Below are 22294 nucleotides of genomic sequence, written 5' to 3'. Positions count from 1 at the left end.
CTCAAACAGCGGCTCCCGTTTTGTTACTCAGGCCGGGCTGCGCAACCCGTCAGATAGCCACTAAACCCCGGACGCCCTCTGCTTCCATGTTCTTGCCCAGGCCACGCTGGACGATCTCGCCTCGCGACATCACCAGATAGCTGTCGGCCAGCTCGGCCGCAAAGTCGTAGAACTGTTCAACCAGCAGAATCGCCATATCACCCCGCTGGGCGAGCTGACGGATCACGGCACCGATCTCTTTGATCACCGAAGGCTGAATGCCTTCGGTCGGTTCATCCAGAATCAGCAGTTGGGGCTTACAGGCTAAGGCGCGGCCAATCGCCAGCTGCTGCTGCTGGCCGCCGGAGAGATCGCCGCCACGACGCTGCTTCATCTCTTTCAGCACCGGAAAGAGCTGATAGATCTCTGCCGGTACCTGTTTGGCGTCGGCACCGGAAAAGCGCGCCAGCCCCATCAGCAGATTCTCTTCCACAGTCAGCCGGGGAAATATTTCGCGCCCTTGCGGCACATAGGCGATCCCCGCCTGCACGCGCTGGTGCGGTTTGCGGTTGTTGATTGGTTTATCCTGCCAGCTGATGGTGCCGGACTTTGCCGGGATCAGCCCCATCAGACATTTCAGCAGCGTGGTTTTGCCAACGCCGTTTCGTCCCAGCAGGCAGGTGACTTCGCCCGGTTTGGCCTCGAAAGAGAGGCCGCGCAGGATATGGCTGCCGCCATAATATTGATTGAGTTGCGATACCTGTAACATCTCAGCGCCCCAGATAAACTTCGATAACCTGCTCGTTCGCCTGTACGTCGCGCAGCGAGCCTTCGGCAAGAACCTGCCCCTGATGCAGCACGGTCACATGGTCGGCAATGGTTTCCACAAAGCCCATATCGTGCTCCACCACCATCAGCGAATGCTGTCCGGCCAGGCTGCGAAACAGCTCTGCCGTGTACGCCGTTTCAGCATCGGTCATGCCTGCCGCCGGCTCATCCAGCAGCAGCAGATGCGGGTCCTGCACCAGCAGCATGCCGATCTCCAGAAACTGCTTCTGTCCGTGAGAGAGCAAACCAGCCGGACGATAACGCTCCGCACCAAGCCGCAGCAGCTTCAGCACCTCGTCAATGCGATCCTGCTGTTCGCTGTTGAGGCGGCTGCGCAGGCATGCCCAGACGGACTTGTTGGTTTTCAGCGCGATCTCCAGGTTCTCAAACACCGTCAGCGCTTCAAAAACCGTCGGCTTCTGAAATTTACGGCCAATACCGATGCGGGCAATCTCTGGCGGAGAGAGGGTAGTGAGGTCGGTGTCCTGGTCGTACAGCACCCGCCCATTATCGGGCCGCGTTTTGCCGGTGATCACATCCATCAGGGTCGTTTTTCCTGCGCCGTTGGGGCCGATAACGCAGCGTAACTCCCCGACGCCAATTTCCAGCGACAGATTGGTCAGCGCCCTGAAACCGTCGAAGGAGACGTTGATATTCTCCAGCAACAGTACCGGATCGGTTTGCGCCCGGTGGCGGTCTGCGGGGTGCGGCTGGGTGAAAAGTTGATCAGTCATGACGCCTCCTGCGCAGTAACCCAATAACGCCACGAGGCAGGAACAGGGTCACAAGAATAAACATCAGCCCAAGGAAGAACAGCCAGTATTCGGGGAAGGCGACGGTAAACCAGCTTTTGGCCCCGTTCACGATCCCGGCCCCCAGCAGCGGGCCAATTAACGTGCCTCTTCCGCCCAGCGCAACCCAGATAGCGGCTTCGATGGAGTTGGTCGGCGACATCTCGCTGGGGTTAATAATGCCCACCTGCGGCACATAGAGCGCGCCCGCCAGGCCACACAGCACGGCGGAAAGCGTCCAGACAAACAGCTTGAAGCCTTTGGGATCGTAACCGCAAAACATCAGGCGGTTTTCCGCATCGCGCACTGCCGTCAGCACGCGACCAAATTTGCTGCGGGCAAGCGCAAAGCCAGTCACCAAACTGGCAATCAGCAGCAGCACGGTAGCGACAAACAGGCCGATCCGCGTGCTGGTGGCGGTGACCTGAAAGCCCAGCAGCGTGGTAAAGCCGGTAAAACCGTTGTTACCGCCAAAGCCGGTTTCATTGCGGAAGAACAGCAGCATACCGGCGTAAGTCAGCGCCTGGGTCATGATCGAGAAGTAAACGCCTTTGATCTTTGAGCGAAAGGCGAACCAGCCAAAGATCAGCGCCAGCACGCCCGGTACCAGCACGATCAGGCAGAGCGCCCAGGCAAAGTGCTGGGTGCCGACCCAGAACCACGGCAGCTCGTTCCAGGAGAGAAAGGACATAAAGGCCGGCAGCCCGTCGCCGGAAGCCTGCCGCATCAGGTACATGCCCATCGCATAGCCGCCCAGCGCAAAGAACAGGCCATGGCCGAGGGAGAGCAGACCGGCATAGCCCCAGACCAGATCCAGCGCGACGGCCACGACGGCGTAGCAGAGGATCTTGCCGATCAGCGTCAGCGTATAGGTGGAGAGCGCCAGTGGATTCTCTACCGGCAGCAGCGCCAGGAAAGGCAGCACCAGCAGCGCTGCCAGCGCCAGCAGGCCAACGATCAGGCTGAGGCGTGGCGCTTTCTGCACCAGGGTAAGCGTTATGGGTTGCGTCATCAGTCGGTCACCCTTCCTTTAAAGGCGAACAGCCCCTGCGGTCGTTTCTGGATAAACAGCACGATCAGCACCAGAATCAGGATTTTGCCGAGCACCGCGCCAATTTGCGGCTCCAGCACTTTGTTAAGGATCCCCAGCCCAAAGGCGGCGACCACGGTACCGGCCAGCTGACCCACGCCGCCAGTAACCACCACCAGGAAGGAGTCGATGATGTAACCCTGGCCCAGCTCTGGCCCGACGTTGCCCAATTGCGACAGCGCAACGCCGCCCAGACCGGCAATGCCGGAACCCAGCCCAAACGCCAGCATATCCACCCGGCCCGTCGGCACGCCGCAGCAGGCAGCCATGGCGCGGTTCTGCGTCACGGCACGCACGTTCATGCCCAGCCGGGTTTTATTCAGCAGCAGCCAGGTCAGAAACAGCACGCCAAAGACAAACAGGATCACCGCAAGGCGGTTATAAGGCAGCACCAGGTTTGGCAGCACCTGTACGCCACCAGAGAGCCAGGGCGGGTTGGCCACTTCCAGGTTCTGCGCCCCGAACAGCACACGCACCAGTTGGATCAGCATCAGACTGATGCCCCAGGTAGCAAGAAGGGTTTCCAGCGGGCGACCATACAGATGGCGAATAATGGTGCGCTCCAGCGCCATCCCTGTGGCTGCGGTAACGAAAAAGGCTACCGGCAGCGCGAGCAGTGGGTAGAAAGCCAGCCAGTCAGGAGCAAACCGCTGGAACAGCGTCTGTACCATCCAGGTGGCATAGGCACCCAGCATCAGCATTTCGCCATGGGCCATATTGATGACGCCCAGCAGGCCGTAGGTAATGGCCAGACCCAGTGCCGCCAACAGCAGCACCGAACCAAGCGACAGGCCGGTAAAGGCCTGGCCGAGCAGGTCGCCCAGTATCAGGCGCTGTTTGATCTGCTTCAGGCTTCCGGCGGCGGTGGCGCGAACGTCAGCATCCGGCTCGTTCTGCGGCTGCGTTAAGCGTTCTAGCGCTGCCTGAGTTTGCGGATCGCTGGTTTCACCCAGCAGCTTCACCGCCAGCAGGCGGATTTGAGGGTTGGCGTCGGCAATTTGCAGCCCCGCAACAGCCTGCGCTAGCACGCTGTGCACGTCGGCATCCTTCTCTGCCGCCAGACGCTGGGTCAGCAGCGGCAGCTGATCGGCCTGCGCGTCGTTTTGCAAAGCGCGTGCCGCGCTCAGACGGGTTGCCACGTCGTCGCTCACCAGCTGATGGGCTGCCAGGGTGGTGGCAACCATTACCCGCAGGCGGTTATTCATAAACAGCTTTTTGGTGCCACCAGCAGGCTGTGCCGCGCTATCCAGCGGCGTGAGCTTGCCTGCGGTCTCCCTGAAAGGCTGTTTGTTCTCATCCAACACCACATTCTCTTTACGCAGCGCCTGAAGAAAGGGCAGGCGAGCGGGATCCGGTGCCGCCGCCCAGGCCTGTAGTAATTTAATCTGGCCTGGCCGGCTGGCCGCTGCGAAATCCGCTGCCGGGCCGGCAGATGCTGCCAGCGGTACCAGCAGGCACAGCGCAAACAGCAGGGTAAGAAAAGGGCGAATCGTCATCGCAATGCCCCTCCATGTCAGGGGTGCAGAAAACGGGCCGGCACACCGGCCCCTACAGAGTTAACCCACACGGGCGGATACTTTCGCCCGGCGCGTATCTGAACGGGCGGTAAAGACGCCGCCCGTTGCCGGAATTACTGCGTGGCTTTCACCGGGTGATCGGGCTTTTTGTCATTACCGGCAATGTACGGGCTCCACGGCTGAGCGCGAACCGGTTTGTCGGTCTGCCAGACCACGTTGAACTGACCGTTGTCTTCGATTTCACCAATCATTACTGGCTTATGCAGGTGGTGGTTGGTGTTATCCATAGTCAGGGTGAAGCCATCCGGCGCTTTGAAGGTTTGTCCCGCCATTGCCGCACGCACTTTATCCACGTCGGTGGTGCCCGCTTTCTCTACCGCCTGCGCCCACATATGGATGCCGACGTAGGTCGCTTCCATCGGGTCGTTGGTCACAGCAGTGGCGGCGTTGGGCAGGTTGTGCGACTTAGCGTAAGCGCGGTAGTCAGCAACGAACTGCTTGTTCACCGGATTCTCAACCGACTGGAAGTAGTTCCACGCCGCCAGGTTACCTACCAGGGGTTTGGTATCAATGCCGCGCAGCTCCTCTTCACCCACGGAGAAGGCCACCACCGGCACGTCCGTGGCTTTGATGCCCTGGTTCGCCAGCTCTTTGTAGAAGGGAACGTTGGAGTCGCCGTTGATAGTGGAGATCACCGCCGTTTTGCCGCCCGCCGAGAATTTCTTGATGTTCGATACGATAGTCTGGTAATCGCTGTAACCAAACGGCGTGTACACCTCTTCGATATCGCTCTCCTTCACGCCTTTTGAGTGCAGGAAAGCACGCAGGATTTTGTTGGTGGTACGCGGATAGACGTAGTCGGTGCCCAGCAGGAAGAAGCGTCTGGCGCTGCCGCCATCTTCGCTCATCAGGTATTCCACCGCCGGAATAGCCTGCTGGTTGGGTGCCGCGCCGGTGTAAAACACGTTTGGCGACATCTCCTCCCCTTCATACTGCACCGGATAGAACAGCAGGCCGTTCAGCTCTTCAAACACCGGCAGTACCGATTTACGGGAAACTGAGGTCCAGCAGCCAAACACCACGGCGGCTTTATCCTGCGTCAGCAGCTGGCGGGCTTTTTCCGCAAACAGCGGCCAGTTGGAGGCGGGATCAACCACTACCGGCTCCAGTTTTCTGCCCAGCACGCCCCCTTTGGCATTGATTTCATCAATGGTCATCAACGCCACATCTTTCAGCGGCGTTTCAGAAATTGCCATCGTGCCGGAGAGCGAGGAGAGGATCCCGACTTTAATGGTCTCCGCTGCCTGCGCACCCCAGGCTAAACCCATGCTGACAACCGTGGCGGAGAGTGCAAACACCTTGAGCAATGAACGTCTTTTCATCTGGCGAACCCCTGAGTTTTATTGTTTATGTTGGTGAATCCGGTTGAAGTCTTGCCTGCTGTAGCATGTGTAATGTGATCTTTCTGACCTCGGCTTTACTCACAGAGATGTGGTCGGTCAGAATGCGCTGGGCCTCCTCAGTTTGTTGATGCAAAACCGCCAGCAAAATCCGGGCGTGCTCGCTATAGGTCGCGTCAATCCTCTCCTCGCGGGTGAAGTCGAGGCGGCGGATAATGCGAATTTTTTCCGTCAGATCGGCGTGAATGCGCGCCATTTCGCTGTTGCCTGCGGCGGCAACCAGCGCTATATGGAAAGCTTCGTCCTGAAGTGAAACGGCCTTGCCCTGCTCCAGGCGCGGCGACGCTATCCAGAAAAGCTGTAGGTCATTCAGTAATTCGCTGGCGCGCCCCGGCGGCATGCTACAGAGGCGGCGTACCGCTTCGCACTCCAGCACAATCCTTAAATCGTAAAGCTCTTCAAAGTATTCGAAGTCGAACTGGCGAACCTGCCAGCCGCTGCGAAAACAGACCTCGACATAGCCCTCCCGCTCCAGCCAGAACAGGGCCTGCCGCACCGGCGTGCGGCTGACATCCATGCGTGTGGCCATTTCGCTTTCGCTGAAGCGGTCGCCCGGCATCAGGCGAAAATCGAAAATGTCGTTCTTGATTGTCTGGTAGACCTTTCCGGCCAGCGCTTCCGGTCTGGCCTGGCCGCGTCTGGAGTGGCGTTCCTGCATACTGCCTCCTTTATTCCAGCCACAGCAGGGCATCACCCGGACTGACGGCGCGGCCAGGCTGGCAGGCGATACGCTTCACCCGTCCGGCCTGAGGGGCGTGGACAACCAGCTCCATTTTCATCGCCTCCACGATAATCAGCGGCTCGCCGGCAGCCACCACATCGCCCGGTTTCACCAGCACTTTCCAGATGTTGCCATTCAGGTCTGCACTGACCTGTAGCGCGTCATCTTCTGCCGCTTCCGGCTCTGATGTTTCTTCGCTGGTCAGCGGTGTGCCTTCCTCTTCCTGCGCCCACAGCGCCACTTCAGTCTCGAAGGCTTTGGCCTGGCTGGCGCGGAATTCAGCAACAGACCCGGCATTTTCGCTAAGGAAGCGCGTATGTTCGGCGAAATCGAACACCGTCTCTTCGATAGTGAGAGTGGCGCGGCCTTCGCGGAAATCTTCGCGCAGCACATCCAGCTCCGCTTCGCTGACCGGGTAGAAGCGTACCTGGTCGAAGAAGTGCAGCAGCCAGGGTTCGCTGGCGGCAAATTGCTCATTTTTCAGGAATTTGTTCCAGATTGGCAGCGTGCGCCCAACCAGCTGATAGCCGCCAGGGGAGTCCATGCCATAGATGCACATATACATGCCGCCAATGCCAACCGTCCCCTCTGCGGTAAAGGTTCGTGCCGGGTTGTACTTCGAACTCAGCAGGCGGTGGCGGGGATCCACAGGCACCGCGCACGGCGCGCCGAGATAGACGTCCCCCAGGCCCAGGATCAGATAGCTGGCGTCAAAAATTGTCTGGCGAACCGCTTCACGGCTGCTCAGCCCGTTGATTCGTTGAATAAAATCAACGTTATTCGGCAGCCACGGCGCGTTTGCCCGCACCGTTTGCTGGTAACGCTCTACCGCACCCAATGTGGCGCTGTCTTCAAACGCCATCGGCATATGCACAATGCGCGAAGGCACTTTCATCTGGCTGACGTCACCCAGCCCTTTCTCCAGGGTGAGCAGCAGGGTCAGCAGCTGTTTCTGGCTGAGAATGCGGCTGTCGTAGCGAATTTGCAGCGAACGCACGCCCGGCGACAGCTCCTCTATCCCCGGCTGGCCGGTTTCGCGCAGCGCCGTCATCAGCAGGTGAACGCGCAGGCGCAGGGCCAGATCCAGCACGTTGTCGCCATATTCCATCAGGATGTAGTTATCGCCCGCCTGGCGGTATACGGCGGTGGGGGTGAGAGCAGTGGCTTTAATGGCCGCCAGCACGGTAGCGGAACCCAGTTCGGTTTCCGCCAGCGATGGCACCTCGTAAGCGGGCAGCGTAGTGGCATGCAGCGTCTCCACGCTTTTCGCCTGCGCCCGTTCCAGAGCCTGTGCCTGTTCAAAACTGATCGGGTGGAAACGAATGCGGTCACCAGGTTTAACCTGGCCGACTTTCCACAATTCCGCTTTGGCGATGGTCACCGGGCAGACAAAGCCGCCCAGGCTTGGCCCGTCGCGGGTCAGGATCACCGGGAAATCGCCGGTAAAATTCACCGCGCCGATGGCATATTCACAGTCATGGACGTTAGAAGGGTGCAGACCGGCTTCGCCGCCGTTGGCGCGCGCCCAGCCCGGCTTCGGCCCGACAAGCCGAACGCCCAAACGGTTGGAGTTGTAGTGGACCTGCCATTCAGCAGCAAAGAATTCGTCGACAGATTGCTGGGTAAAGAAGTCCGGCGCGCCGTGTGGCCCGTACAGCACGCCGATTTTCCACTCGTCGCCATAGCGTGGCACCAGGGAAGCATCAACGGCCTGCGGTTCACTGGCCGGCGCGGGCGTGGTGCAGGCCGGCAGCGCTGGCTGAGAGATGGCCAGCATGTCAGCAACGCGCAGGGTGCGTCCGGCGTGGCCGCCAAACTGACCCAGCGCAAAGGTCGAACGGCTGCCCAGATATTCCGGCACGTCAAATCCGTTACGCACCGCCAGGTAGGTGCGGCAGCCCATCCGGGCACGCCCCAGCGTCAGAGTCTGACCCGCCTGTACGGCAACCGGCTGCCAGTAAGCCACGCTCTCGCCATCCAGCGTGGCAGGGCATTCCGCCCCGGTCAGAGCTATCAGCGTGTCGCTGTGAAAACGCAGCGTTGGCCCCTGTAGCGTAAATTCCAGCCCGGCGGCCTCTTCGGCGTTGCCCACAATGCGGTTTGCCAGACGGAAAGCAAAATCATCCATCGGGCCGGAAGGAGGCACGCCAATATCCCAGTAGCCCAGGCGGCCGGGGTAATCCTGAATGCTGCTCCAGGTGCCAGGCTGTACGACTTCAACTACTGGCGACAGCGGCGTAAAGCTGTCCAGCATGCGCGTCCAGACCTGACCCGTGCGGAAGGCTTCGGTCGCCACAATCTGCCGCAGATAATCCAGGTTGGTGGCGATACCGTGCAGGCGCGTTTCGCTCAGCGCCTGCTGCATTTTGCTCAGCGCAGCCTCGCGATTTTCCGCGTGTACGATCAGCTTGGCGATCATCGGGTCGTAGAAAGCAGAGACTTCTGTACCGGTATCGATCCAGCCATCGACGCGCACATTGTCAGGGAAGCAGACTTCTGTCAGCACGCCCGGACTTGGCTGGAAGTTCTTCAGCGGATCTTCCGCATAGATACGTACTTCAATTGAGGCACCCTGAGGGGGCTGCGTCAGCCGCGCCCAGTCTGTCTCTTCATCTGCGGCAACCCGCAGCATGCACTCCACCAGATCCAGCCCGGTTACGCACTCCGTTACCGGGTGTTCAACCTGGAGTCGGGTGTTTACTTCCAGGAAGTAGAATTCATTACGTTCAGCATCATAGATATATTCTACGGTGCCCGCGCTGCGGTAGCTTACCAGCTCGCCCAGCTTTACGGCAGACGCCAGCAGCGCCGCGCGGGTCGCCTCCGGCAGCTGTGGCGCTGGAGTCTCCTCCACCACTTTCTGGTTACGACGTTGCAGCGAGCAGTCGCGCTCGCCCAGGGCCACGACCTTGCCTTTGCCATCGCCGAAAATCTGCACTTCCACGTGGCGGGCGCGATCGATACAGCGCTCCAGGAACACGCCAGCATCGCTGAAGAACTGTTCGCCAAGGCGGCGCACGCTTTCCCATGCGTTGCTCAGCGCTTGCGCATCCGCGCAGCGTGTCAGGCCAATGCCGCCGCCGCCCGCGGTACTTTTCAGCATCACCGGATAGCCAATGGTGTCGGCCGCGCTAAGCGCCTCTTCAAGAGAAGCCAGCAGTGGCGTGCCTGGCGTCATCGGTACGCCTGCCACCGCGGCCAGTTCACGGGCGCGGTGCTTAAGGCCAAACTCACCAATCTGCCGGGCTGTTGGCCCCACGAAAGCGATGCCCGCTTCTTCACAGGCGGCGGCAAACGGCAGGCTTTCTGACAGGAAGCCATAACCGGGCCAGATCGCCTGTGCGCCTGTCTCGCTGGCCGCAGCCAGAATTTTATCGATGCGAAGATAGCTGTCGCTGGCTTTTTCGCCACCCAGTGCGATGGCAATGTCGGCATCTTTCACATGCTGCGCATTTTTGTCGGCTGCGGAGTAGACCGCCACGCTGGTAATACCCAGGCGTTTCAGAGTACGAATGGCCCGGCAGGCAATTTCGCCACGGTTGGCGATCAGAACGGTATTAAACATTCGGGGTCTCCTTGCGCGCCAGCCAGTTACGCCAGCCGCCAGATTCAGTGATGTCAGTCGCCTCAGCCAGCACGGCGGGTTCACAGATAAAGCCTTTCACCTGACGACCATCGGCCAGCGCCAGAGTGCCGATACCCAGCGGTGCCGGGATCTCCGCAACAAATTCGCCAAAGCGCGCCAGCGGGATATCCCACAGCTCAACGGTGATTGCCGCGCCGTCGCGGTCTTTCGCCAGACCAGGCTTCGGTGGTGTGGTGCCGGCCAGGGCATAGAGGCGGTAGCAGGCTGCGGTGGTTGTCTCTTCAACCAGCACCGCATCACGGCTGGTGAGCTGGTGGTTCAGCGGCATGCCGGTGAGATGAGCGCCCACTACCGCCACGCGCACGTGCAGGGAAGAGGAGGGCAGGGCTATGTGAGCCGTGGGTGTCGGCCTGCCCGTTGCGCCCAGGGGGAGCGCCTGGCTGGCCTGCCAGCGTTGACCGAAAGTGACCAGCGCGCGGTCATGCCAGGCGGGCGCAATCAGGGTGATCCCCGCCGGTAAGCCATCTTCACGGAACGGGCCAGGCAGTGCCAGCGCGGACAAATCCGCCAGGTTGGTGAAATTGGTATAAGTGCCAAACTGGGAGTTAAAGCGCACCGGCTCCAGCTTCATCTCTTCCAGCGTATGAATAGTGGGTGAGGTGGGCACCACCAGCGCATCAAACTGACTGAGCGTCTGTTGGATCTGGCGGCTCAGTTCCGCACGCAGGTATTCCGCTTTGTAAGCATCAACCGCACTGTAGTTATGGCCGCTGGCGACAATGCCGTATACCACCGGGTCCATCTCTTCGGGACGATCCAGCATAGTGCCCACCGCAACGGTGCGCTCGGCCACCCAGGGGCCGTAATAGAGCTGTTCGGCCAGCTGATGGAAGGCAGAAAAGTCGATGGGATGGAGCGTGGCGCCAGCAGCCTGTAGCGCGGCGGCAGCTTTTTCCCAGGCTGCCTGAGCCTGGACATCGCCATAGAATTCCAGCGTGGCGGGTACGGCCAGACGAGGGGCGGCGGGTAAAGCCGCAGGGGCCAGGCCCGGATTACGGCGTGAGTAAGCATCGCTGGCGTCGTAGCCCCCCGCGCAGCTTGCGGCGAGAAATGCATCTTCAACGGTCAGGGCAAACAGAGAGATCGTATCGTTAAGACGGCAGGCGGGCACCACGCCCGTGGCGGATAACCACCCTTTGGTCGGCTTCAGGCCAACAATGTTGTTAAAACCAGCGGGAACGCGCCCCGATCCGGCGGTATCCGTTCCCAGCGCAAAGCAGACTAACCCGCGCGCGGTCACAGAGGCGGAACCGGAACTGGAGCCACCGCTGACATAGTCAGAATTAAAGGTGTTTTTCACTGCGCCAAAAGGAGATCGCGTGCCGACCAGCCCGGTGGCGTACTGGTCGAGGTTAGTTTTACCTATTACCACGGCACCGGCGGCCTTGAGGTTGGCAACGGCGGTGGCGTCAGCAGCAGCCTGATAAGAGAAGGCAGGACAGGCGGCGGTAGTGGGCCAGCCCGCAACATCGATATTGTCTTTAACGGCAAACGGCACGCCAAACAGCGGCAGCGACGACGGGTCCTGATGCCAGGCGGCCAGCAACGGTTCCACCTGGGCGCGGATCTGCGCCGGTGTGGCGAGGTAGATCCAGGCGTTATCCTCCGTAGAGAGAGCATCCAGCACGCTTTCCAGCGTGGTGAGAACGGCTTCCGGCTGTTGCCGGTAATGCTGCTGCCAGTCGCTAAGGGTGAATCCGGTGGTCAGGGCCATAAGTTGAATTCCATCTGGTATACAAGATTGAATTCACTACAGCAAAAGCTGTGCCAGCATTATAATATGCTGTATTAAAAAGATTTATTATTATCAGTGCGGTAAGGATGCACGTTCAGCGGGCAACGAATGAACAAAAAAGGGGCGAACAACTGAGCAACGGTAAACCTTACACAGTCTGGCCAGGAAAAGCTGCTGACGGAACCCTCTCCGCACCAATGTTATGGCTATTGCTGCCAATATCGTGCGGGTGACCAATAACAGAGGTGAGTTCAAACGTGTGGAGAGGTTCTCTCTGGAGGACTGAATTTAACGGAATGATGAGCGTAAACGCTTTATCCCTCTCTTTTTATCAGTTACAGGGCCGGAGTTAAGTAAATTTTTGTGCAGAACCGTGCAGGAGTGCGTAAGCCTGGTTAGCATGAAGGAGGTTTTTCGGTAAGTTCAGGATAAAGAGAGGCGGTAACGTGGGGAAAGTCATGGCGGACAAGTGGCAGTTGTGGATAGCAGGGGCCTGTTTAACGGCCGTAACAGGTATGGCACAGGCGGATTCTCTGGAGGCCCAGCGCAGTCGTTATCTTGAAATCAAACAGGCCTGGGACAGTAATCAAATGGATACCGTGGCGCAGCTGATGCCCACGCTGCGTGACTATCCTCTCTACCCCTATCTTGAATACCGCGAGTTTGCGCAGCATCTCGATCAGGAAACTGGTCTGGCGGTAAATGCCTTTATCAAACGTTATCCTACGCTGCCGCCGGTTCGCTCTCTTTCAACCCGCTTCGTTAATGAACTGGCTCGCCGTGAAGACTGGCGGGGCTTGCTGGTCTTCAGCCCGGAGGAGCCTAAGCCCGTTTCGGCGCGCTGCAACTGGTATTACGCTAAATGGGCCACCGGCCAACAGCAGGTTGCCTGGGAAGGGGCGAAAAGCATCTGGCTGCGCGGAACCTCGCTGCCCGCCACCTGCGACAAGTTGTTCAACGTCTGGCAGGCTGCCGGTCAGCAAACCCCTATTACCACGCTGGAGCGCATCCGCCTGGCGATGAAAGAGGGGAATACCAGCCTGGTGAATTTCCTTGCTAAACAGCTGCCGGAAGATTACCAGACGATGGCGAACGCGGTGATGGATTTGCAAAACAATCCGCAGAACGTGGTGACGTTTGCCCGCGCCGTGGGGCCAACCAATTTTACCCGTCAGGCTACCTCTCTCGCCTTCGCCAAAGTCGCGCGTGAGGATGCAGAAAATGCGCGGGCGATGATCCCCTCTCTGGTCAGTGCGCAAAAGATGAGTGAGCAGGAGGAGCAGGATCTTAATGAAGCCGTAGCCTGGCGTCTGATGGGAAATGATGTGACCCCGGAACAGGCGCGCTGGCGTGACAATGTGGTGATGCGCAGCGGCTCTACTTCTCTGATTGAACGGCGGGTAAGAATGTCGCTGGGGATCAACGATCGTCGGGGACTTAATACCTGGATTGCCCGCCTGCCGGTTGAAGCGAAACAAAAGGATGAGTGGCAATACTGGCAGGCTGACCTGTTGATGGAGCAGGGACGTAAAGAGGAAGCGCAGAAAATCCTTCATACGCTGATGCAGGAGCGCGGATTCTACCCCATGGTAGCCGCGCAGCGTCTGGGTGAGGATTACCAGATGCAGATAAACAAAGCGCCTGAACCAGAGAGCAGCCTGACGCAGGGTGCAGAAATCGCCCGCGTGCGGGAGCTGATGTACTGGGGGATGGATAACCTGGCTCGTACCGAGTGGAGTTATCTGACAGCCAGCAAACCCAGCCTTCAGCAGCAGCAGCTTGCCCGTTTCGCCTGGGAACAAAACTGGTGGGTACTGAGCGTGCAGGCCACCATTACCGGCAAATTGTGGGATAACCTTAAAGAGCGTTTCCCGCTGGCCTATCAGGAACAGTTTGAGCGTTATACTGACGGTAAGGCGATTCCTGTGAGCTATGCGATGGCGATAGCCCGTCAGGAGAGCGCCTGGAATCCTAAAGCGCGTTCGCCGGTGGGCGCTTCGGGCCTGATGCAGGTGATGCCTGCTACCGCACAGCACACGGTGAAGGTTTACAGCCTGCCGGGCTACAGTAACAGCAGCCAGCTGCTGGACCCGGAAACCAATATTCAGATTGGTACGCAGTATCTGGAGTCGGTCTATCAGCAGTTTGGTCAGAACCGTATTTTCTCGTCTGCCGCCTATAACGCAGGGCCTTCAAGGGTGAAAACCTGGCTGGGTAACAGTGCAGGTCGGATCGATTCCGTAGCCTTTATCGAAACCATTCCCTTCTCTGAGACGCGCGGCTACGTGAAAAATGTGCTGGCTTACGACGCTTATTACCGTCATTTCATGGGCAAGTCGGATAAGATTCTGGCAGATGGCGAATGGGAACGGCGCTACTGATCCCCTCAGGGCTATGCTATGCTACTGTACTAGTTAAATAGTATGGGCTACCTATGAGCGAATCTTCCATTCCTGTCACCATGGAACCGCACAATGAAGAGTGGCAGCGTTTTGTGACGCTGCTGCAACGTGCCTTTGGCAATGGATTACATCTGCCGCTGTTGCAATTGATGATGACGCCAGACGAACGCGAGGCGCTGGGCACCCGGCTGCGGATCATTGAAGAGCTGATGCGGGGTGAGCTGAGCCAGCGCGAGCTGAAAAACGATCTCGGCGTGGGCATCGCTACCATCACGCGCGGCTCTAACAGCCTGAAAAGCGCGCCGCCAGCGTTGAAGGCGTGGCTGGAGGCGCAGCTGCTGACAGGGTCAGATAAAGTCTGACTCTGCCCCAGGCTTCATCTGGTAGATATCATTATGAAACGGGCAGAGCGCCAGGATCAGCGCCTGATGATAGACGCTGGTGCGCGTCAGCAGCCCTGCCGTAAAAGCGCCGATAGCGCCGCCTTTGTGCTTGATATTCTCAATGCCAGTGAGTCTGGCCATCTCTTCACCCAGTTCACGGCCTTCATGAATACCTTTCATCACAATAGCGGGCAGGGTGAAGCTGGCAGAACGCGACTCACCGCGCAGCTTGTGGTTTTCAATCACCATCCAGGCAAAGGCGCTATCCTCTTCAATCCCCGCTTCAATGGCGACCCAAAAGTCCGCCTCAGGCCGAACCTGACGGGCATTCATCACGCGGTGACGTGCGCCAGTTCTCGTTTCAACGTTTGTAACCGGCTGCGCGGCCACGCCGCTGTCGACCTCGACACCCTCTATATGGCAGGATCCCTCACCGAATACATCGCTGAATGCTTGAGAAATTGCCTTAATTTTGGCTGGATTGATGGTGGCAGCGACAACATGGTACATAATTGTTTGAACCCTTCAGGCAAATTTGTCGCAGTATAACGGAAAATCGCATGTTACAGGTCTACCTTGTTCGCCACGGAGAAACGCTTTGGAATGCAGCGCGACGCATTCAGGGACAGTCGGACAGCGCGCTGACAGAGAAAGGAGTGCAGCAGGCACATCAGGTGGGGGAGCGGATGAAACACCTCGGCATCACCCACGTTATTTCCAGTGATTTGGGGCGAACCAGACACACGGCGGAAATTATTGCAGATGCCTGTGGTTGCGGCGTAAAGCTCGACCCACGGCTGCGTGAGCTGAATATGGGGGTGCTGGAGCAGCGTCCGCTGGACGAGCTGAGTGAGGAGGAGGAGAGCTGGCGCAAAACGCTGGTCGACGGGACCGAAAACGGTCGTATTCCTCAGGGCGAGTCGATGACCGAGTTAGCAGAGCGCATGCAGCAGGCGCTGAATGCCTGTCTGGAACTGCCTGAGGGCAGCCGCCCGCTGATTGTCAGTCACGGCATGGCGCTGGGCGTACTGGTAAGTACGCTGTTGGGCCTGCCGGCCCATGCGGAACGCCGTCTGCGTCTGCGGAACTGCTCCATCTCCCGTGTGGATCACCAGCAAAGCGCCTGGCTGGCGGAAGGCTGGGTAGTGGAGACGGCGGGAGACATTTCGCATCTCGACCAGCCTGCGCTGGACGAACTACAGCGTTAAGAGTGCTGTAAAGAGGGCGGAGCGAGCGAGGCCGCCTCTGACAGCAGCTATACACGCTTACGATTGTGGCAGCGGGCAGAAAGAAGTTCTGCCCGTTATATTATGCCGTGACCGTTTCCGTAGTGCTGCGAATGGGGATCAGGTATTCGCAACGGATATCCACTGGCGGCTCCGCGCGTTTCTTGCCGCCATCCGTCAGGAAGCGTTCAATATCCTGCCCATGACGTCGGGTCAGCTGTAGCATTGGCATACAGGTGCCGTAGATCAGCAGAATGAACTCCTGCAAACTGGCGCGAGGCCCTTCGTAGAAAAACTGCACATATTCTCCTCCCTCCAGCAGCACCGTTTGCGTGGACTGCATCGCTTGTGAAAGCTGGTCCATTGGCACCGCCGTGGTGTAGAGAATTTCCTGCTCATCATCCTTCTCCATGCTGGGGCGAGACTGGTGCAGGCCATAGAGCACGGGCGGGATCATATCGGTTTCCGTCAGGAACTGCCGCCAGAAGTGCAACCGCATTTCGTCGCGGGCGCTGGAGATCTGCTCCAGCGTGCAGGTATAGCTCTGCGTCTGACCAACCAGCACAGTTTCTGGCAGCGTAATATAGGCCGCTTCCGGGAGGCGATAATCATCCAGACGGATCGGGGGACGCAGGCCGAAGGAGTTCCAGTCAGAAGAGCGGCGATACCAGGCGGGCGTCTGGTTAAACTGTTTTTTGAATGCCCTGGTAAACGTCTGCTGAGAATCGAAACGATACTGTAGGGCAATGTCCAGAATCGGACGGCTGGTCAGGCGAAGCGCCACCGCAGCCTTAGAGAGGCGCCGTGCACGAATATAGGCGCCAATCGCATGACCGGTGACTTCCTTAAACATTCTTTGCAAATGCCATTTTGAATAACCAGCCTTGGTCGCCACGTTGTCGAGAGACAACGGCTGATCGAGGTGGCTTTCAAGCCAGACAAGCAAATCGCGAATGATACCGGCTTGATCCATAAATCATCCTTACCTGATAAAAGTGGTGCAGGGAAAAATTCCACTACTGACTCATATAACGTACTGCCTGTAGAACTGATAAATAGCCTCTGCCATACACATCAAACCGCGGGGAGGTGTTACCATGCGGCGAGTACCTGAAGAGGTTACCTTACAATGTCATCTATTTTCTAAGCAATGGTAACGTTATGACAATGAAAAAATTGTTAATAGTCACGTCGGTAATTTTAACGTCAATGGCAGCACGCGCTGAGCAGGTTGGTTCCGTGGATACTGTCTTCAAAGTCTTCGGCCCCGATCATAAGATTGTGGTGGAAGCCTTTGATGATCCAGAGGTAAAAAATGTCACCTGCTATATCAGTCGGGCCAAAACCGGCGGCATTAAAGGAGGTCTCGGTTTAGCTGAAGACACTTCTGACGCAGCCATTTCCTGTCAGCAGATAGGGCCGGTTGAACTGAGCGATAAAATTGCCAAAGGCAAAGCTGAAGGCGAGGTGGTCTTCCGTAAGCGGACTTCACTGGTCTTTAAAAAGCTACAGGTGGTGCGGTTTTACGATCAAAAACGTAATGCACTGATCTATCTGAGCTATTCCGATAAAGTGGTGGATGGTTCGCCTAAGAACGCCCTGAGCGCAGTCCCTATTATGCCGTGGAAATAACGTGCTGCAAAGAAAAGGGCCGGAATTCCGGCCCTTTATAGCACAGGCTGAGTGGGTTTAATCCTGCAAATCGCCACAGAAGCGGTAGCCTTCGCCATGAATGGTGGCGATGATCTCTGGCGTATCCGGCGTGGATTCAAAATGCTTACGGATGCGACGAATGGTTACATCAACCGTACGGTCATGCGGCTTTAACTCACGGCCAGTCATTTTTTTCAGTAAATCAGCACGGGTCTGGATTTTGCCAGGGTTCTCACAGAAGTGCAGCATCGCGCGGAACTCGCTGCGCGGCAGTTTATACTGCTCTCCCTGTGGGCTGACCAGCGAGCGACTGTTGATGTCCAGCTCCCAGCCATTAAAGCGATAGCTCTCAACCAGCTTGCGCTCTTCGCTGTGCGGCGCCAGATTCATGGTCCGCGAAAGCAGGTTGCGCGCGCGGATTGTCAGCTCACGCGGGTTAAACGGCTTGGTGATGTAGTCATCAGCGCCGATTTCCAGGCCCAGGATTTTATCTACTTCGTTATCACGACCCGTCAGGAACATCAGGGCAACGTTCGCCTGTTCGCGAAGTTCACGAGCCAGCAGCAGACCGTTTTTCCCAGGCAGGTTGATATCCATAATCACCAGGTTGATGTCATTCTCGGTCAATATATGGTGCATCTCAGCACCGTCCGTAGCCTCATGAACCATGTAGCCTTCGGCCTCAAAAATACTTTTGAGAGTATTGCGAGTCACTAATTCATCTTCAACGATAAGTATGTGCGGGGTCTGCATGTGTTCGCTACCTAAAATTGCCAACAAAATCGAAACAGGGCATACAGCTGTAAAGAAACCAGATAAAGCAGGGTTGTTATCGGGTAGAGAAACAACAGCTGTACAGAATATGTTCTTGAGTCATTAAAGACCAGGCTGCGCATCCTGTAAATCGTGGTTGCACCCTGTCCCGGCACGCTTAAAAATGGGGGTATATCTTAACCGCATTAACAGCAATATAACAGTACAAGACCTGGCCAAAATGTAATAAACGACGCTAACTTGACTTATATCAAACCAATTGTAGCACGTTAACCGTTTTGTGAAAAACTCTTACCAGAATGCCAGCTTAGCTCACAAATATGCTCTTTTTAGCCGTAACAAAGCTGACGCCCAAAAAGATACCGGCAGCAAATTTAACATTTGATAATGCCTTGAAGCATATGGCTTTATACCTTGATAATTGTTTTTATTAAGGTATTCAGTGCAAAGCCATCATATAATTTGATTATGACCAGTTACACTATGCACCTGAAATGTTATGTATTTGTTGCTATCAACCGGCTTATTTTTACATCCTGCGGCGTGAAGCCACGTTCCAGGCTATCTGATTAAGGACGTTATGCGCTTTCCTTTGATTCTTGTTTCTCCGCACCGACCAGAAAATATTGGCGCGGCCGCCCGGGCCATGAAAACCATGGGGTTTGATGAATTGCGGATCGTCAACAGCCAGGCTTATCTTGAACCTGCGGCACGCTGGGTAGCGCATGGCGCAGGGGAGATTCTGGACGGTATTACCCACTGGGAGACGCTGGCCGATGCGCTCGCAGATATCGATTTCAGCATCGCCACCACCGCCCGCAGCCGGGCAAAGTTCCGCTATTACGCCACGCCTCAACAGGTAGAAACGATAATAGAAGAGAAGCAGCAGTGGGTCAGTAGCGTGGCGCTGGTGTTTGGCCGCGAAGATACCGGCCTGACCAATGAAGAGCTTGAGCTGGTGGATCTGTTAACCGGTATCCCGATGGCGGCAGACTATCCCTCGCTGAATCTGGGGCAGGCGGTGATGGTCTACTGTTATCAACTTTCGGCTCTCCGGCAGGTAAGCGCCTCTAAAGAGGCCCCGGCTGACGCCCTGCAATTAACGGCCTTGCGCCAGAGGCTCGATCGGCTGCTTACACGGCTTGAAGTCAGTAATGACCGCAAGCTGGCAGAGTGGCTCTCTCAGCGTCTGGGCCTGCTGGAACAGCGCGACAGCGCGATGCTGCACCGCCTGCTGCACGATGTAGAAAAAAAACTTATAGATAAAAAAGCTGAATAATAGCGCCACAGTAGTGAGACTTACTGGGTTTATTTCGGCCACTAACAGAATGGACCTGTTTTTGCTTTAAATCCCCCGCGGGTTGATGGGAATAGCGGCCGCCGCCAGAAGATAAAAAAATTGACTTGGCTGGCGGTTTGCTTTACTTCTGAAAGCCGACAGAATTCAAAGACAGACAGACGATAAATCTAAAATGCGCAAACAAAGCCTGATGACAACAATCATTATTACCACCACCATTACCCCAGGTAACGGTGCGGGCTGACGCATAAAGGAAAAATCAAAAAAAAGCCCGCACCTGAACAGTGCGGGCTTTTTTTTCGGCAAAAATTCAGGAGATGTTGATAATGCGAGTGCTGAAATTCGGTGGAACCTCAGTAGCCAATGCGGAACGATTCTTGCGCGTGGCTGACATTCTGGAAAGTAATGCTAAGCAGGGACAGGTTGCTACCGTATTGTCCGCGCCAGCGAAAATCACTAACCATCTGGTGGCGATGATTGAAAAAACCATCAGCGGTCAGGATGCCTTACCCAATATCAGCGACGCGGAAAACATTTTCTCCTCACTGCTGAAAGGTCTGGCAGAAGCGCAGCCTGGTTTTCACTACGACAGCCTGAAAGCGGTTGTCGATCAGGAATTCGCACAGCTTAAGCAGATCCTGCACGGTATCGGCCTGCTGGGGCAGTGCCCGGACAGCGTCAATGCGGCGATCATCTGTCGCGGCGAAAAGCTCTCAATTGCGATAATGGAAGCGCTGCTGCTGGCCCGTGGACATGGCGTCACCGTTATCGATCCGGTAGAAAAATTGCTGGCTGTGGGCCACTATCTCGAATCCACCGTGGATATTCCTGAATCCACTCGCCGCATCGTCGCCAGCCAGATCCCTGCTGAGAATATGATCCTGATGGCCGGATTTACCGCCGGTAATGATAAGGGTGAGCTGGTGGTGCTGGGACGCAATGGTTCAGACTACTCCGCCGCCGTACTGGCCGCCTGCCTGCGGGCAGACTGCTGTGAAATCTGGACTGACGTCGATGGCGTCTATACCTGCGATCCCCGTCAGGTGCCCGACGCCCGGCTGCTGAAGTCGATGTCCTATCAGGAAGCGATGGAGCTTTCCTATTTTGGCGCTAAGGTTCTGCATCCGCGTACCATTGCCCCTATTGCCCAGTTCCAGATCCCTTGCCTGATCAAAAACACCGCCAATCCGCAGGCGCCCGGCACCCTTATCGGTGGCGACAGCTCAGATGAAGATAACCCGGTTAAAGGCATCACCAACCTGAATAACATGGCGATGTTTAACGTCTCCGGCCCTGGGATGAAAGGGATGGTGGGTATGGCTGCCAGAGTCTTTGCCGCAATGTCACGCAGCGGCATCTCTGTGGTGTTGATTACCCAATCCTCTTCCGAATACAGCATCAGCTTCTGCGTGCCGCAAAGCGATCAGGCCCGCGCCCGTCGGGTGCTGGAAGAGGAGTTCTACCTGGAGCTGAAGGATGGCCTGCTTGAGCCGCTGGACGTGATGGAGCACCTGGCGGTGATCTCCGTGGTGGGTGACGGTATGCGTACCCTGCGCGGCATCTCTGCCAAATTCTTCTCAGCGCTGGCGAGAGCCAATATCAATATCGTTGCTATCGCTCAGGGATCTTCCGAACGCTCTATCTCTGTGGTGGTCGATAATGACCAGGCCACTACCGGCGTACGCGTGGTGCACCAGATGCTGTTCGCTACCGATCAGGTTATCGAAGTCTTCGTCATTGGCGTCGGCGGCGTGGGTGCAGCGTTGATCGACCAGCTTCACCGTCAGCAGACCTGGCTGAAGAATAAGCATATCGATCTCCGCGTCTGTGGCATTGCTAATTCAAAAGCGCTGCTGACCAACGTGCACGGTATTCCGCTGGAGAACTGGAAGGCGTCGCTGGCACAAGCCAGTGAACCCTTCAATCTGGGGCGACTGATCCGGCTGGTGAAAGAGTACCATTTGCTTAATCCGGTGATTGTGGATTGTACCTCCAGCCAGGCAGTGGCCGATCAGTATGCTGATTTCCTCGCTGAAGGCTTCCATGTGGTCACGCCGAATAAAAAGGCCAATACCTCTTCATACAATTACTATCAGCAGATGCGTTCCGCCGCCGCGAAGTCGCGCCGTAAGTTCCTTTACGACACCAACGTAGGTGCGGGATTGCCGGTTATCGAAAACCTGCAAAATCTGCTGAATGCGGGTGACGAACTGCTGCGCTTCTCCGGTATTTTGTCCGGTTCGCTCTCCTATATTTTTGGCAAGCTGGATGAGGGCGTATCGCTTTCTGAAGCCACCAAAACGGCGCGGGAACTCAGCTTTACGGAGCCGGATCCGCGTGACGACCTCTCCGGTATGGATGTGGCGCGTAAGCTGCTGATTTTAGCCCGCGAAGCAGGTTATCAACTGGAGCTGAGCGACATCGAGATTGAGGCCGTGCTGCCGGAAGAACTCACCGCGATAACGGATGTGGAAGCCTTTATGGCGCGCCTGCCGGAGCTGGATGAGGCGTTTGCTTCCCGCGTGTCACAAGCTCGTGAAGAGGGCAAAGTGCTGCGCTTTGTCGGCGCCATTGAAGAAGGCGGGCGCTGCCGGGTGAAAATTGATGCCGTGGACGGCAACGATCCGCTGTATAAAGTGAAAAATGGCGAGAACGCCCTGGCGTTCTACAGCCGCTACTATCAGCCAATCCCGCTGGTACTCAGGGGCTATGGCGCGGGTAACGATGTGACCGCAGCAGGCGTATTTGCCGACCTGTTACGCACCTTGTCATGGAAGTTGGGAGTTTAA

18 protein-coding genes and 1 other annotated feature are annotated in these 22294 nt (G+C 57.1%); of the genes, 7 read left to right on the top strand and 11 right to left on the bottom strand.

Annotated elements, in window-relative coordinates; all coding sequences use genetic code 11:
* Positions 1–49: 49 nt before the first annotated feature.
* The 8 genes from urtE to atzF form a co-directional block, all read right to left on the bottom strand.
* On the bottom strand, positions 50–748 hold the full coding sequence (gene urtE / locus AAH450_RS12645) for an urea ABC transporter ATP-binding subunit UrtE (protein WP_342910541.1): 699 nt from the start codon (positions 746–748) through the stop codon (positions 50–52).
* A gap of 1 nt (position 749) precedes the next feature.
* Entirely contained in the window at positions 750–1541 is a 792-nt protein-coding gene (urtD, locus tag AAH450_RS12640) for an urea ABC transporter ATP-binding protein UrtD (protein WP_342910540.1), read from the bottom strand.
* Entirely contained in the window at positions 1534–2610 is a 1077-nt protein-coding gene (gene urtC, locus AAH450_RS12635; RefSeq protein WP_342910539.1) for an urea ABC transporter permease subunit UrtC, read from the bottom strand. The genes urtD and urtC overlap by 8 nt, the downstream gene beginning before the upstream one ends.
* Positions 2610–4184, bottom strand: a complete 1575-nt coding sequence (gene urtB / locus AAH450_RS12630) for an urea ABC transporter permease subunit UrtB (RefSeq protein WP_342910538.1) — start codon at positions 4182–4184, stop codon at positions 2610–2612. The genes urtC and urtB overlap by 1 nt, the downstream gene beginning before the upstream one ends.
* 134 nt (positions 4185–4318) lie before the next feature.
* Positions 4319–5587: an urea ABC transporter substrate-binding protein gene (gene urtA / locus AAH450_RS12625; RefSeq protein WP_342910537.1), complete on the bottom strand. Its 1269-nt coding sequence runs from the start codon at positions 5585–5587 to the stop codon at positions 4319–4321.
* A gap of 25 nt (positions 5588–5612) precedes the next feature.
* Complete coding sequence (locus AAH450_RS12620; protein WP_342910536.1) at positions 5613–6323, bottom strand: GntR family transcriptional regulator; 711 nt, start codon at positions 6321–6323, stop codon at positions 5613–5615.
* A 10-nt stretch (positions 6324–6333) separates the two neighbouring features.
* On the bottom strand, positions 6334–9951 hold the full coding sequence (gene uca, locus AAH450_RS12615) for an urea carboxylase (RefSeq protein WP_342910535.1): 3618 nt from the start codon (positions 9949–9951) through the stop codon (positions 6334–6336).
* A complete protein-coding gene (atzF, locus tag AAH450_RS12610; protein ID WP_342910534.1) occupies positions 9944–11746 on the bottom strand; it encodes an allophanate hydrolase in 1803 nt (600 codons plus the stop codon). The genes uca and atzF overlap by 8 nt, the downstream gene beginning before the upstream one ends.
* 479 nt (positions 11747–12225) lie before the next feature.
* Between atzF and sltY the strand changes: the two genes are divergently transcribed.
* A complete protein-coding gene (gene sltY / locus AAH450_RS12605; RefSeq protein ID WP_342910533.1) occupies positions 12226–14148 on the top strand; it encodes a murein transglycosylase in 1923 nt (640 codons plus the stop codon).
* 53 nt (positions 14149–14201) lie between these two features.
* Positions 14202–14531, top strand: coding sequence for a trp operon repressor (gene trpR, locus AAH450_RS12600; RefSeq protein ID WP_342910532.1), 330 nt, complete (start codon positions 14202–14204; stop codon positions 14529–14531).
* Here trpR and yjjX read toward each other — a convergent pair.
* Positions 14517–15062 carry an inosine/xanthosine triphosphatase gene (gene yjjX, locus AAH450_RS12595; RefSeq protein WP_342910531.1) on the bottom strand — a complete coding sequence of 182 codons (546 nt, stop codon included), beginning with the start codon at positions 15060–15062 and terminating at the stop codon, positions 14517–14519. The two genes, trpR and yjjX, sit on opposite strands and share 15 nt — an antisense overlap.
* A gap of 50 nt (positions 15063–15112) precedes the next feature.
* On the opposite strand from yjjX, the gene gpmB reads away from it, so the two are divergent.
* Positions 15113–15760: a 2,3-diphosphoglycerate-dependent phosphoglycerate mutase GpmB gene (gene gpmB / locus AAH450_RS12590; protein WP_342910530.1), complete on the top strand. Its 648-nt coding sequence runs from the start codon at positions 15113–15115 to the stop codon at positions 15758–15760.
* A gap of 100 nt (positions 15761–15860) precedes the next feature.
* Here the strand turns inward: gpmB and robA are convergent, their stop codons facing one another.
* A complete protein-coding gene (robA, locus tag AAH450_RS12585) occupies positions 15861–16751 on the bottom strand; it encodes an MDR efflux pump AcrAB transcriptional activator RobA (RefSeq protein ID WP_342910529.1) in 891 nt (296 codons plus the stop codon).
* A gap of 188 nt (positions 16752–16939) precedes the next feature.
* On the opposite strand from robA, the gene creA reads away from it, so the two are divergent.
* The gene (creA, locus tag AAH450_RS12580; protein ID WP_342910528.1) at positions 16940–17410 is read left to right on the top strand and encodes a protein CreA; all 471 of its coding nucleotides are present in this window, start codon (positions 16940–16942) and stop codon (positions 17408–17410) included.
* Positions 17411–17467: 57 nt separating this feature from the next.
* Here creA and arcA read toward each other — a convergent pair whose 3' ends face one another.
* The gene (gene arcA, locus AAH450_RS12575; protein WP_306208106.1) at positions 17468–18184 is read right to left on the bottom strand and encodes a two-component system response regulator ArcA; all 717 of its coding nucleotides are present in this window, start codon (positions 18182–18184) and stop codon (positions 17468–17470) included.
* 601 nt (positions 18185–18785) lie between these two features.
* Between arcA and AAH450_RS12570 the strand changes: the two genes are divergently transcribed.
* The 3 genes from AAH450_RS12570 (at position 18786) to thrA (ending at position 22294) form a co-directional block, all read left to right on the top strand.
* Entirely contained in the window at positions 18786–19484 is a 699-nt protein-coding gene (locus AAH450_RS12570; RefSeq protein ID WP_342910527.1) for a tRNA/rRNA methyltransferase, read from the top strand.
* A gap of 193 nt (positions 19485–19677) precedes the next feature.
* The gene (gene thrL / locus AAH450_RS21140) at positions 19678–19749 is read left to right on the top strand and encodes a thr operon leader peptide (protein ID WP_412916644.1); all 72 of its coding nucleotides are present in this window, start codon (positions 19678–19680) and stop codon (positions 19747–19749) included.
* Positions 19685–19806 (top strand) — a sequence feature (Thr leader region). It overlaps the preceding gene by 65 nt.
* A 25-nt stretch (positions 19807–19831) precedes the next feature.
* On the top strand, positions 19832–22294 hold the full coding sequence (thrA, locus tag AAH450_RS12565) for a bifunctional aspartate kinase/homoserine dehydrogenase I (RefSeq protein ID WP_342910526.1): 2463 nt from the start codon (positions 19832–19834) through the stop codon (positions 22292–22294).

The organism is Erwinia magellanica (assembly GCF_039023495.1).
Lineage (GTDB): Bacteria > Pseudomonadota > Gammaproteobacteria > Enterobacterales > Enterobacteriaceae > Erwinia.
This window is presented reverse-complemented; position numbering and strand designations above follow the sequence as displayed.

What these genes read in the sequence shown, in the direction of transcription:
- AAH450_RS12570 (WP_342910527.1), top strand. Translation starts at nt 18,786, where the DNA reads ATGCGCTTTCCTTTGATTCTTGTTTCTCCGCACCGACCAGAAAATATT.
- yjjX (WP_342910531.1), bottom strand. Translation starts at nt 15,062, where the DNA reads ATGTACCATGTTGTCGCTGCCACCATCAATCCAGCCAAAATTAAGGCA.
- thrA (WP_342910526.1), top strand. Translation starts at nt 19,832, where the DNA reads ATGCGAGTGCTGAAATTCGGTGGAACCTCAGTAGCCAATGCGGAACGA.
- urtB (WP_342910538.1), bottom strand. Translation starts at nt 4,184, where the DNA reads ATGACGATTCGCCCTTTTCTTACCCTGCTGTTTGCGCTGTGCCTGCTG.
- AAH450_RS12620 (WP_342910536.1), bottom strand. Translation starts at nt 6,323, where the DNA reads ATGCAGGAACGCCACTCCAGACGCGGCCAGGCCAGACCGGAAGCGCTG.
- uca (WP_342910535.1), bottom strand. Translation starts at nt 9,951, where the DNA reads ATGTTTAATACCGTTCTGATCGCCAACCGTGGCGAAATTGCCTGCCGG.
- robA (WP_342910529.1), bottom strand. Translation starts at nt 16,751, where the DNA reads ATGGATCAAGCCGGTATCATTCGCGATTTGCTTGTCTGGCTTGAAAGC.
- urtA (WP_342910537.1), bottom strand. Translation starts at nt 5,587, where the DNA reads ATGAAAAGACGTTCATTGCTCAAGGTGTTTGCACTCTCCGCCACGGTT.
- arcA (WP_306208106.1), bottom strand. Translation starts at nt 18,184, where the DNA reads ATGCAGACCCCGCACATACTTATCGTTGAAGATGAATTAGTGACTCGC.
- urtC (WP_342910539.1), bottom strand. Translation starts at nt 2,610, where the DNA reads ATGACGCAACCCATAACGCTTACCCTGGTGCAGAAAGCGCCACGCCTC.
- gpmB (WP_342910530.1), top strand. Translation starts at nt 15,113, where the DNA reads ATGTTACAGGTCTACCTTGTTCGCCACGGAGAAACGCTTTGGAATGCA.
- sltY (WP_342910533.1), top strand. Translation starts at nt 12,226, where the DNA reads ATGGCGGACAAGTGGCAGTTGTGGATAGCAGGGGCCTGTTTAACGGCC.
- creA (WP_342910528.1), top strand. Translation starts at nt 16,940, where the DNA reads ATGACAATGAAAAAATTGTTAATAGTCACGTCGGTAATTTTAACGTCA.
- atzF (WP_342910534.1), bottom strand. Translation starts at nt 11,746, where the DNA reads ATGGCCCTGACCACCGGATTCACCCTTAGCGACTGGCAGCAGCATTAC.
- urtE (WP_342910541.1), bottom strand. Translation starts at nt 748, where the DNA reads ATGTTACAGGTATCGCAACTCAATCAATATTATGGCGGCAGCCATATC.
- urtD (WP_342910540.1), bottom strand. Translation starts at nt 1,541, where the DNA reads ATGACTGATCAACTTTTCACCCAGCCGCACCCCGCAGACCGCCACCGG.
- trpR (WP_342910532.1), top strand. Translation starts at nt 14,202, where the DNA reads ATGAGCGAATCTTCCATTCCTGTCACCATGGAACCGCACAATGAAGAG.